The organism is Bacillus cereus group sp. N6 (assembly GCF_016483705.1).
Taxonomy (GTDB): Bacteria; Bacillota; Bacilli; order Bacillales; family Bacillaceae_G; genus Bacillus_A; species Bacillus_A wiedmannii.
The window spans coordinates 22,710-33,159 of record NZ_JAEHBI010000055.1; the positions used below are offsets into that span (position 1 = coordinate 22,710).

Here is a 10,450-nt window from a genome sequence, read left to right on the forward strand (position 1 = left end):
GAGGATGTAGTTATTCTTAGATAACATCTTGTTCTAAGTACAACATATCTCCTTCTGTAATTGTACATTTCCCATTTGTTAACTCAATCATCCAATCTGTGAATGCTTGTTTTCCGTCTTCTTCTACATACGTATCAAATGTGACATTTTCGAGATAATGTATATCTTTAATGGCATATTTCGAATTACGTAATTCATTTTCAATTTTGCCAAGTAATGTGTAATCAATTTCGGTCTGCATAACACGCATTAGTTTTCGCTGAACAACACCGACATGATTAATGCCTTCGCTTGTACATTTTCCATATGCGCGAATTAATCCACCTGCGCCAAGTTTGATGCCACCAAAATAGCGTGTAACGACAACGACGGTATCTTTTAAACCGCGTTTTTTTAGTACCTCTAACATAGGTACGCCAGCTGTACCGCTAGGTTCTCCGTCATCATTTGCTTTTTGGATTTGATCTTGTTCGCCAATCAAATACGCAGAACAATTATGTGTGGCATTCCAATTTTGTTTTTTTATTTTTTGTATAAATTCTTGAGCTTCTGCTTCGGTTGTAGCTCTGCTAACATAACAAATAAATCTTGATTTTTGAATGACAATTTCGTGCTCACCGTAGTCTTTGATTGTTAAATATTGTAATAACACTCGTATACGCCCCTATCTACCAAAATGACTAGTACTTTACATTTTAAAAGCGAGCGTTTTTATATTCAAACATTTTTTATAAATAAGTTAAAATTTTTGGTGAGTATTTCAACTTTTTGTTGTAATTTGTCGAGATGGTAAGTATTATTTCAAATCGGCATTTTTATGTATGGATGCACCATTTTTAGTTTTCGTGTAAACTTAGGGAATAAAAACTTTTTTATAAGGCAGGTACGCAAATGAAAACAGCTATTGTTACTGATAGTACAGCATATATACCGAAGCATATTCGTGATGAACTCAATATATATATGATTCCATTAAACGTTGTGTTTGGAACGGAATCTTATCAAGAAGAAGCTGAAATTTCAGTAGATGATTTCTATGTAAAAGTACGTGAGCAAGAAGAACTTCCGAAAACTTCTCAGCCAGCAATCGGAAAGTTTGTTGAGTTATTTGAAGAACTATCTAAGGATTATGATGCGGTTATTAGCATTCATCTTTCAAGTGGGATTAGTGGTACATATCAAACGGCAACGACAGCCGGGCAAATGGTAGAGGGTATTGATGTATATACGTACGACTCTGAAATTAGTTGTGAAGTACAAGGATTCTATGTACGTGAAGGTGCAAAGCTAGCAAGCGAAGGAAAAGATCCGAAAGAGATCGTTGCCCGTTTTGATGAAATGAAGAAAACGATGGACGCTTATTTTGTAGTGGATGATTTACATCATTTACAACGTGGAGGACGATTAAATAGTGCACAAGCTTTCATTGGTAGTTTGTTACAAGTGAAGCCAGTTTTATATTTTAGAGATAAAATCATTATTCCATTTGAAAAGATTCGTACACGTAAAAAAGCGTTAAAACGAATTGTTGAAATTTTTGATGAGCAAGCAAGTCAAGGTGTACCTATGGAAGCAGTTATCATTCATGCACAACGTGAAGAGGAAGCGAATGAATGGAAGGCAGAATTAGAAGCAAAATATCCCCATGTTACAATCCGCACAGGTTATTTCGGTGCTGTAATTGGTACGCATTTAGGTGAAGGTGCACTAGGTCTTGGATGGTATACGAAGTAATAAGATATAAAAAGCTCTCTTTTTGAAGAGGGTTTTTTTACGGATATTTTACGTGTAGTTGACAAGTTAATATTTGGAAATTATAAAATGTGCGTAAAATAAAATAATGAGGAAAGTTTTATAACTTACTTTTTACAAGAAACTATATTATAATAGAAGAGAGGTGAAACATATGGAGCATAATTCTTGTTTATGTCCAAAGTTTGAGTCAGCTTTTACTTTGCTTAGTAAAAAATGGACTGGCTTAATTATTAAATCTTTGCTTGAAGAGTCAAAACGTTTTAGAGAAATCGCAGATATTATACCGAATATGAGCGATCGTATGTTATCAGAGCGTTTAAAGGAATTGGAAAGCGAAGGCATTGTAGTTCGTAATGTTTATCCGGAAGTACCAGTTCGAATCGAGTACGGCTTAACTGAAAAAGGGAAAGCATTAGAAAGTGTTATGGATGAAGTCCAAAAGTGGGCTGAGCAATGGATGAAATAACGTTTTGATTTCATTCGTATTAGTGTATTTAACAAAACGTAAGGGAAACCTTGCGTTTTTTCTTTGCTTATAAAAAGCTTTTAAAATTCTACACATATATACAAAAATATGCATATTTTGCGATAGAGTTACATATAATATTACATTTGTTTTACAATAGCGTAACATTAGCAAAAAAAATCCCGAATTATGGTATAAATTTTATAGGTTATATACGGAAAAAAGACAAAAGAAAGCGGTGTAAAAAATAAAATGAAAAAGCTAAAAATGGCATCTTGCGCATTAGTTGCAGGGTTAATGTTTTCAGGACTAACACCAAATGTATTTGCAGAAGATAAAATTTCTGACGTGAAATCACAAATTAATACACAAAATGACACTTTACATAAACAACAACAAGAACGTGATGTATTACAAAAACAAATGAATGACTTAAACAAAACAATTCAAGGTTTGGATAAATCTGTTCAAGAGAATGCTTCAAAACTTGATGAAACAACGAAAAAAGTTGCGGATACTGAGCAATTAATCGAAAATAAAAATAAAGATATTGCAGAACTACAAACGAAAATTGCAAAACGTGAAGAGTTATTAAGAAAACGTTTAGTTGCACTTCAAGAACAACCAAATACGAACGTTGTAACAGAAGTTCTTGTAAACTCTAAAAACGTTGCAGATTTAGTTGATCGTTTAACTTCTGTTTCTAAAATTCTTGAGTCTGACGAAGATATCATGAAAACACAACAAGAAGATCAAGCGAACGTGAAAAAAGATGTTGAAACGGTAAAAACAAAGCAAAAAGAATTAAAAGAAGCACAAGCTCAAATTGAAACTGCTAAGAAAGAACTTGACGCTGAAAAAGCGAAAAAATCAACAGCAGTAAATGATTTAAGCGGTAAAATGGATACAGTTGTAACTTCAATGACAAGTACGGAAAGTCAATTGAAAGATCTTGAAAAACAAGCACTACAATTACAACGTATTGCTGAACAAGAAGCACAAGAAAAAGCTGCACAAGAAGCTGCTGCTCAAAAACAAGCAGAACAAGCTGCTAAAGATGCGCAAGCGCCTACAGCACAAGCACCAGCAGAGCAAGCTGCACCTGCAGCACCAGCAAACAATGGTGGACAAGCTCAAAAAGAAGAGCCTAAAAAGGAAGAACCTAAAAAAGAAGCACCTAAAAAAGAAGAGAAAAAAGCAGAACCAACACCAGGCCCAGCTCCAGCTCCTGGCGTAATTGGTAAAGCACAACAATACTTAGGTATGCCATATGTTTGGGGAAGTGCATCTCCATCAAACGGTGGTTTTGACTGTAGTGGATTTATTTCTTACGTCTTCGGTGTAGGACGTCAAGATGTTAATGGTTACTGGAATTCAGTTTCTAAAGTAAGTAGCCCACAACCTGGAGATTTAGTATTCTTCCAAGGTACTTATAAACCAGGTCCATCTCACATCGGTATTTACGTTGGTAATGGCCAAATGATTCATGCTGGTGATAAAGGGATTGCTTACGCTAGCTTAAGCAGTAGCTACAACCAAAAACATTTCTTAGGATACGGTAGATTCTAGGATTTATAAACGAATAAAACATGTGTATAAAGTCGATAGCTTACTATTTTATAAGTAGGTTATCGGCTTTTTTGATTTTTTACGAGATTATGAGAAGGGTTTATAGTAGTGATGGAGGTGGTTGCTGATGTTAACAGGGAAACAGTTACTATTAGAGGAACTCTCTTCAGATTTACGGGGTACATTACAAGATTTGAAAAAGAAGAGAGAGGCCGTATGTGTACAAGGTGTAATAAAGAAGGCTTCTAAATATATGTGTCAGCGCTGCGGAAATATAGAGCAGCGGCTATTTGCATCATTTTTATGTAAAAGGTGCAGTAAAGTATGTACGTATTGCCGAAAGTGTATAACGATGGGGAGAGTTAGTGAATGTGCTGTACTTGTTCGTGGGATCGCTGAAAGAAAAGGAGAAAAAGGTTTAAATTCTTTACAGTGGAACGGGACCTTGTCTACTGGTCAGGATTTGGCAGCGCAAGGTGTTATAGAAGCTATTAAGAAGAAAGACTCTTTTTTTATTTGGGCTGTGTGAATAGCCCGAAATGAATACATAAAATATTTACTTAAAAACGCCAAATGATTTTGACGTTATTTTGATCAATTTGAATCTCTTGTATAAAATTATTAATCATAATTTGCTTATCCTTAAATTCTAATGAGTCCAATGATTTATTTATTGTTTTAATCATTTCATTAGAAATTGAAACGTCTTGCTCAGATTCTTGTTGTTTCAAGATAAGCTTTTCTTTTTCGGAGTTGTATTTTTCCATTTGCTTCTCTAAAAGTTGTCTACTAGTATTTGTATTTGTTGTAAAGAGATCAAGGAGTCGTTCCATTTTTTTGTCGATATCTTTAATTAGTTTTTCATAATTAACTTTTCTTTCTTTTTTTTGAGAATGACTTCTTTCTATGGTTAAATTTTTTAGTTCAGCCAGGATAACCTCTTCAAGTTTTTTTCTAGACCAGGTTTTGTTCATACATCTTTCTTCATATTCAGCAGGAAACCTTTTGGCTCTACAAATGTAGTAATAATATCTTTTTGAATCAACAGCTTTAGATTTCCCTGTACTATATGCTACAAAATTCTCTCCACAACATGTGCAGGTTATTAGCCCTGATAATAAGCTTTGTTTAGCTTTATGGGCATTATGTCCCTTGTGACGTTTTAAAAGCACCTGTACACGTTTAAACTGTTCTGATGAAATGATAGGCTCATGTTGTCCTTCATATTCCTTTCCTGCAAAGGTCACACGACCTATATATAATGTATTAGAAAGAATATCCCTATATCGTCGGAACCTCCAAATAGGATAACCTTCCACTTTTAAAACTTCCTGTACTCTAGTGATTGAATGATATTGCTCATATAAATCAAAAACCCTTTTAATGTGTTTAGCTTCGTCAGTTTTAATTATTAAATGCCCGTTCTCTCTTGTGTAACCAGATGGATCGTAATCTCCACCGTTCCCTCTTAAACCATTTTCAGCTCGTTTAATATGCCCCATTCTCATTCGTTCTGCAATTGTTTCACGCTCTAATTGAGCAAATACAGACAATATACCAATCATTGCTTTTCCAAACGGTGTAGATGTATCTAATGTCTCTGTAATAGATACAAAGTCCACATTATTTTTCAAGAAATGTTCTTCAATCAATTCTAATGTATCCCTTTGTGAACGAGATAACCTGTCTAATTTATATACAACGACAACATCGATTTTTTTTAAATCATTTAAAAGCCTTTTAATATCTGGGCGATCTAGATTAGAACCTGAATAACCACCATCGATGTATTCATCATAAATATCCCAACCTTTTGCCTTACAATATGCCCTTATCCGTTCTCTTTGAACTTCAATACTATAATTTTCTACTTGGTCTTGAGTACTAACACGAATGTATATAGCAGATTTAGTCAAAACAATCACCTCTTACAATTAGAATTTAACGTTAAGTGGTGCCATATACCAAACTAATTTTCCTTTTACTACAACAGGAGTGTGTTCTTGTGTTTTAGAGTTAAAAAATTGTGTTTTATATTCGGGATTATAACTTTCAGGTTCTAAAGTAATTCCATCTTGGAATTTATAAAATCTTTTTAGAGTTGCATCAAATCCATTAACCGCAACTGCAGCAATATCTCCATTTTTAATTTCAACATCTGGATCTATCAACGCTAACATATTTGGTGGTATTACTTTACTCATGCTATCGCCAACTACTCGTAATAAAAAAGCATGGGGATGGCAATCAGTTATTTCAACTGGAACGTTAATCCATTCTTCCACAGCGACCATTTCAAGAGGAGTGCCTGCTGCTATTGATCCAAGCAGTGGAACAGCTTTACAATTATTTTTAATTTCAGGTTGATTAGGTCTAATATGAGTGACTTTAGCATCTTGATCTTCAATAATGTCACTTTTCAATATTCCAAAATGATCAGCGATTTTTTGAATAGCACCCATTCTTGGTTCTTTTAATTCTTTTTCCCATGTAGATACAGCTTTATCTGAAACGCCAGCTATTTCTCCCATTTCTTTTTGAGATAGATTGTGCTGGTTCCTTATTCTTTTTATATTTTTTCCAATACTCATTATAGCGACCTCCGTACACTTTATATTTATAATATTATACTAAAAGTAGATTTTATACAATATAACGTCGAAAAAATTCTACTTTTAAATTAAAAAACAAACGGATTAAGTAGAATTATACCGATTTTTCATTGTTGACATCCTACTTTAAGTAGATTATTATGGGTTTACAAGCGAAAAGAAAAGAGGTGAAAGTGATGATTTTCACTTTGAAACAAGCGAGATTAGTAAGAGGTATCACTCAACGTGATATGGCTAAAAATCTTAATGTTCATGTTCAAACCTATCGTAAAATGGAGGAACATCCAGACGAGGTTACTATAGGTAATGCAAAAAAAATATGTGAGATTTTAGAAATCAGCTATGATCAAATTTTTTTTAATGTATACTCTACTTTAAGTAGAGATAATGGATTTCAATTATCTACTTGAAGAGGGGTTGCATTTTGAAAATTAGAGAGGGTATCTCAGTAACACGAATTAGTTTAGATGGTCATGATTTGCCAATACCAGAAGGATTTTCTGAGTTTCTACTTCGATCTGGATACTGGGTATCTGGTCAAGTAGAAACCTTTAATAATGAAGAAATATTGTCGAATTATGAAAGAGAAGTTGTCGAAGAAAACGGAAAGTTATGTACGACATTAACTTATAAAGGGGCATCTAAGCGAGCGAATTAAAAGAGGTTTTATTTTTTTGTTCTTTAAATGTCGAAAAATGAAGTCGTTATTTATCAAAAAATATTAAGGGGAGTGAAAAAATGAACGGAGTATTATCCGCAAGCAAATTAATGAAAGCATCTCAGGTACGCAAACAATGTGCTGAGGTGCGTAATAACCCTACACAAATGTTTGTAACCGAAATGAGAGCAAAGTGTCAGCTAAGGGAAATGAACCGTAAGGTTTCAAATCGAAGGGAGGTGAACTAATTGAAGGAAGTAACATTGGTTTTTAAATCAGGTGCAACGGTTAGTTTTACAGCTGAACAATTTAAAACGTTTAAAAATAGTTTTGGTTTTTTATCAACAATTGAATGGGAAGGTGCTACTGGAAAGTTGCCAGTTCATATTGCTTCTAGTAATATCGATGCAATATTTGTGGAAGACATTGACAAAAGTAAATCCATTAAGGAGCCTGATCATCCAATCGAAGGTTTCTACGGTTGTGAAATCAAGCAAGATGATAAGTATTTTATGTTTGGACAGGATGTCGTACTTAAAGAAAATCTAACGGAATACTTAGTTGAGCAACAAAATGTTGAATGTTTTAAAGCTGTATAAAAAGAAAACCACCTGCGCCAACAGGTGATCTAAGAAAATAAATTTTCAACATGATTATAGCACGAATTCAACTCATGTAAAGGAGTGAACTGCTAATGAATATTAAAGAAATAAGTAAAGCTGTACAAGCTATAAGGTTAGCGGGAAATGAAGATGGCATTATTAGTATTCGTGGTAATGAAGTTTTACTTAATAATGAAACATTCGAATCAGTTTTAGATGAATACAAAATTAAACCGGTTATAGCAAATCGTGAATCAGAAGAATATCCATATGAAGTGGCATTTATAAGTGACAATGTGGTCTACTACTCTATCTACACTTCAGAAAGGATGGAAGAAAAAATTGCGGGGATACCAAACAGTAGAAAACTTAATGGTAGTCGGGAATCGTCAGGATTCAGTTGTAAGTGATGTTATGTGTGATTGCACAAGTTGTGGAAAGGAAATCTATTTTGGTGAAGAGTACCGCGATATTGGTGGTAATTACATACACGATGAAACAGATTGCATCAAACAATATGTAGAGTCTCATTCCATAAAGAAAGTGGCAGGTGAGTAAAATGAACGCTGCTATTGAAGAATTAGAAAAGTCATTAAGTGTGGAACAACGAAGATTAGGCGATTATCAACGTGATTTAGAAAGAATGGCAGAAAAAAAGCCAATCGTTGAACAAAATATTCAAGATACTGAAAGTAAAATTAAGGACTTTGAAGCTTCAATCTTTGTTCTAAAGAAAATGGCAGAGGGGTAAATATTATGTTTCCTGCAAAGCTTAGGGAAGTAAGAGAAAAGAAGGATCTTACACAACAAGAGTTAGCAGAAAAGATTAATAAAGATAGATCCACAGTTTCTAATTATGAAACAGGAGATTCTAGACCTACCATTTATGTTTTAAGCGATTTAGCAACAGCCTTAGGTGTATCAACAGATTATTTATTAGAAAGAGTAGAGGTGGATTAATTGGAAATTACAAATGGTGCTGCTATTACCAAAAGTAAAAAAGCGAAAATCATTATCTATTCAAAGCCGGGTAACGGAAAAACAACGGTTGCTGGATTATTACCAGGTAAAACATTAGTCCTTGATATCGATGGGACAAGCCAAGTATTAGAAGGATATGAAAATATAGACATGGCTAAAATTGATGGCGAAAATCCACATGATAGCATTCTACAGTTCTACGCACTGGCCAAAGCGAACATCAGTAAATACGATAACATCTTTATCGATAATTTAACGCATTATCAAAAACTATGGCTGCTTAAAAAAGCTGAAAAGACTAAAAGTGGTATGCCGGAGTTAAAGGACTACGCTTTACTAGATAATCATCTTTTGAAGTTAGTAGAAACATTTAATTCATTAGATGCAAATGTTATTTTCACAGCTTGGGAGACAACAAGAAATATCACTCATGATGATGGGCAACAATATACGCAATTCATTCCAGATATTCGGGATAAGATCGTCAATCACATTATGGGAATCGTTCATGTTGTTGGTCAATTAGTTAAAAAGGCAGATGGTACAAGAGGATTTGTTTTTGAAGGTAATCAAAGTGTATTTGCTAAGAATCATTTAGATACACGTCTCGGTTGCATACAAGAAGAATTAATAGCACCATCCACAAACTAAAATACAGGGGGAAATAAACAATGAGTTTCTTTAAATTTGATGAAACAAACGTAAATACAGGTTTTGAATTAGTAGCTGAAGGTAAATATGAAGCAGTCGTTACAAATGCTGTAGCAGGTAAAACACAAAATGGTAAAGATAAATTAACAGTAGATTTTGAAATCCGTAGCGATGTACCGCAAAATCATCAAGGTGCAAAAATTCTATATAACATGTTTACATTCGAACATGAGGTTTCAGTAAGAATTGTCAACTCATTATTAAAAGCATGCGGATTCGGTAATAACCATGTTTTCACTTCAGCAGACGATATGGCAAGACAACTTATCAATAAAAATTTAAAAATCACTGTAAAGCATGAAGAATATGAAAAAGAAGTTGATGGTCAAAAGCAAAAACGTACCGCTGCAAAAGCGAAGTATTATGATGTATCGGATGTAAATCCAGTGACGACAGGCGCTCCAGTAGTTGTGGGTGATCAAGATCTTCCATTCTGAGTTAAATAAACAATTAAATAGAGAGGTTGGTTTTAACCGACTTCTCTTTTTTATACCCAAATTGAGGTGAATAGTAATGATTGGTGAAGAAATTAGAAGTTTACGGAAATCTAAAGGTTTAACTTTAATGCAAGTTGCAGAGATGACAGATGTTTCTCAGCCATATCTATCGCACGTTGAAACAGGTAAAAGAAATCCATCGCCAGAAACTCTTTCAAAAATATCAAACTGTTTAGGAGTTTCTAAACTTTACTTGTACAAAGTAGCTGGAATTTTGGATGAAACGGACATTCTTCAATTAGTTGATGAGAATAATAAACTCCGTGAAGCACTCAACGGGCTTGTAATTCATTGGAGCAGATATTGATGATTATTTAGAAGAATAGCAAATAATCGGAGGGCGAAATGAAAAAGAATCCATACAATTTTAATGAAATTCCTGCCGAGTTAAAGGCCCTTCCTCAGTGGATATTGTGGAAGTTCGAAATCCGAAATGGTAAGCAGACAAAAGTACCCTGTCAATTCAATGGTGAAATGGCCCGTGCAAATGATAGACGTACTTGGTCAACATTTGCAACAGCGGTCAAATTTTACTTAGAAGGTGAATATGACGGAATAGGCTTTGTATTCAGTAGGCAGGATAATTACATCGGAATAGA

General features: G+C 34.1%; 16 protein-coding genes and 2 pseudogenes. 15 read left to right on the forward strand and 3 right to left on the reverse strand.

Annotated features, from left to right (window positions below; all coding sequences use genetic code 11):
• Nucleotides 1-16: 16 nt before the first annotated feature.
• Complete coding sequence (locus tag JDS99_RS26145; protein WP_000926678.1) at nt 17-652, reverse strand: YigZ family protein; 636 nt, start codon at nt 650-652, stop codon at nt 17-19.
• 239 nt (nt 653-891) lie between these two features.
• On the opposite strand from JDS99_RS26145, the gene JDS99_RS26150 reads away from it, so the two are divergent.
• The 4 genes and pseudogenes from JDS99_RS26150 to JDS99_RS26165 all read left to right on the forward strand — a co-directional run.
• Complete coding sequence (locus JDS99_RS26150) at nt 892-1,734, forward strand: DegV family protein (protein WP_000844775.1); 843 nt, start codon at nt 892-894, stop codon at nt 1,732-1,734.
• A gap of 172 nt (nt 1,735-1,906) precedes the next feature.
• The gene (locus tag JDS99_RS26155) at nt 1,907-2,221 is read left to right on the forward strand and encodes a winged helix-turn-helix transcriptional regulator (RefSeq protein ID WP_088608300.1); all 315 of its coding nucleotides are present in this window, start codon (nt 1,907-1,909) and stop codon (nt 2,219-2,221) included.
• Between the two features lie 252 nt (nt 2,222-2,473).
• Nucleotides 2,474-3,790, forward strand: a complete 1,317-nt coding sequence (locus JDS99_RS26160) for a C40 family peptidase (RefSeq protein ID WP_088608301.1) — start codon at nt 2,474-2,476, stop codon at nt 3,788-3,790.
• 127 nt (nt 3,791-3,917) lie between these two features.
• Nucleotides 3,918-4,316, forward strand: a pseudogene (locus JDS99_RS26165) (DNA/RNA helicase); the annotation flags it as partial.
• 34 nt (nt 4,317-4,350) lie between these two features.
• On the opposite strand, the gene JDS99_RS26170 reads toward JDS99_RS26165, so the two are convergent.
• Nucleotides 4,351-5,706, reverse strand: coding sequence for a recombinase family protein (locus JDS99_RS26170; RefSeq protein ID WP_199695980.1), 1,356 nt, complete (start codon nt 5,704-5,706; stop codon nt 4,351-4,353).
• Between the two features lie 18 nt (nt 5,707-5,724).
• The gene (locus JDS99_RS26175) at nt 5,725-6,381 is read right to left on the reverse strand and encodes a LexA family protein (protein WP_199695981.1); all 657 of its coding nucleotides are present in this window, start codon (nt 6,379-6,381) and stop codon (nt 5,725-5,727) included.
• Nucleotides 6,382-6,542: 161 nt separating this feature from the next.
• On the opposite strand from JDS99_RS26175, the gene JDS99_RS26180 reads away from it, so the two are divergent.
• From JDS99_RS26180 to JDS99_RS26230, 11 genes and pseudogenes are all read left to right on the forward strand, one after another.
• Nucleotides 6,543-6,812 (forward strand): helix-turn-helix transcriptional regulator, encoded by a 270-nt coding sequence (locus JDS99_RS26180; RefSeq protein WP_242475756.1) that lies wholly within the window; start codon nt 6,543-6,545, stop codon nt 6,810-6,812.
• 14 nt (nt 6,813-6,826) lie between these two features.
• Nucleotides 6,827-7,060: a hypothetical protein gene (locus JDS99_RS26185; RefSeq protein ID WP_199695982.1), complete on the forward strand. Its 234-nt coding sequence runs from the start codon at nt 6,827-6,829 to the stop codon at nt 7,058-7,060.
• Between the two features lie 248 nt (nt 7,061-7,308).
• Entirely contained in the window at nt 7,309-7,659 is a 351-nt protein-coding gene (locus JDS99_RS26190) for a YqaI family protein (RefSeq protein WP_199695983.1), read from the forward strand.
• A gap of 95 nt (nt 7,660-7,754) precedes the next feature.
• Nucleotides 7,755-8,072, forward strand: coding sequence for a hypothetical protein (locus JDS99_RS26195; protein WP_199695984.1), 318 nt, complete (start codon nt 7,755-7,757; stop codon nt 8,070-8,072).
• The gene (locus JDS99_RS26200) at nt 8,035-8,220 is read left to right on the forward strand and encodes a hypothetical protein (RefSeq protein WP_199695990.1); all 186 of its coding nucleotides are present in this window, start codon (nt 8,035-8,037) and stop codon (nt 8,218-8,220) included. The genes JDS99_RS26195 and JDS99_RS26200 overlap by 38 nt, the downstream gene beginning before the upstream one ends.
• Before the next feature lies 1 nt (nt 8,221).
• A complete protein-coding gene (locus JDS99_RS26205; RefSeq protein WP_199694936.1) occupies nt 8,222-8,413 on the forward strand; it encodes a hypothetical protein in 192 nt (63 codons plus the stop codon).
• Nucleotides 8,414-8,418: 5 nt separating this feature from the next.
• A complete protein-coding gene (locus tag JDS99_RS26210) occupies nt 8,419-8,622 on the forward strand; it encodes a helix-turn-helix domain-containing protein (RefSeq protein ID WP_199695985.1) in 204 nt (67 codons plus the stop codon).
• Nucleotides 8,623-9,294: an AAA family ATPase gene (locus JDS99_RS26215; RefSeq protein WP_199695986.1), complete on the forward strand. Its 672-nt coding sequence runs from the start codon at nt 8,623-8,625 to the stop codon at nt 9,292-9,294.
• A 20-nt stretch (nt 9,295-9,314) separates the two neighbouring features.
• Nucleotides 9,315-9,791, forward strand: a complete 477-nt coding sequence (locus JDS99_RS26220; RefSeq protein WP_199695987.1) for a DUF669 domain-containing protein — start codon at nt 9,315-9,317, stop codon at nt 9,789-9,791.
• 76 nt (nt 9,792-9,867) lie between these two features.
• Nucleotides 9,868-10,158, forward strand: coding sequence for a helix-turn-helix domain-containing protein (locus JDS99_RS26225; RefSeq protein ID WP_199695988.1), 291 nt, complete (start codon nt 9,868-9,870; stop codon nt 10,156-10,158).
• 38 nt (nt 10,159-10,196) lie between these two features.
• Nucleotides 10,197-10,450: pseudogene (locus tag JDS99_RS26230) on the forward strand (phage/plasmid primase, P4 family); the annotation flags it as partial.

Bases quoted from the DNA above. Each gene is read 5' to 3' on its own strand.
- JDS99_RS26225 (WP_199695988.1), top strand. From the start codon at position 9,868: ATGATTGGTGAAGAAATTAGAAGTTTACGGAAATCTAAAGGTTTAACT.
- JDS99_RS26155 (WP_088608300.1), top strand. From the start codon at position 1,907: ATGGAGCATAATTCTTGTTTATGTCCAAAGTTTGAGTCAGCTTTTACT.
- JDS99_RS26200 (WP_199695990.1), top strand. From the start codon at position 8,035: ATGGTAGTCGGGAATCGTCAGGATTCAGTTGTAAGTGATGTTATGTGT.
- JDS99_RS26210 (WP_199695985.1), top strand. From the start codon at position 8,419: ATGTTTCCTGCAAAGCTTAGGGAAGTAAGAGAAAAGAAGGATCTTACA.
- JDS99_RS26180 (WP_242475756.1), top strand. From the start codon at position 6,543: ATGGGTTTACAAGCGAAAAGAAAAGAGGTGAAAGTGATGATTTTCACT.
- JDS99_RS26220 (WP_199695987.1), top strand. From the start codon at position 9,315: ATGAGTTTCTTTAAATTTGATGAAACAAACGTAAATACAGGTTTTGAA.
- JDS99_RS26195 (WP_199695984.1), top strand. From the start codon at position 7,755: ATGAATATTAAAGAAATAAGTAAAGCTGTACAAGCTATAAGGTTAGCG.
- JDS99_RS26205 (WP_199694936.1), top strand. From the start codon at position 8,222: ATGAACGCTGCTATTGAAGAATTAGAAAAGTCATTAAGTGTGGAACAA.
- JDS99_RS26160 (WP_088608301.1), top strand. From the start codon at position 2,474: ATGAAAAAGCTAAAAATGGCATCTTGCGCATTAGTTGCAGGGTTAATG.
- JDS99_RS26175 (WP_199695981.1), bottom strand. From the start codon at position 6,381: ATGAGTATTGGAAAAAATATAAAAAGAATAAGGAACCAGCACAATCTA.
- JDS99_RS26150 (WP_000844775.1), top strand. From the start codon at position 892: ATGAAAACAGCTATTGTTACTGATAGTACAGCATATATACCGAAGCAT.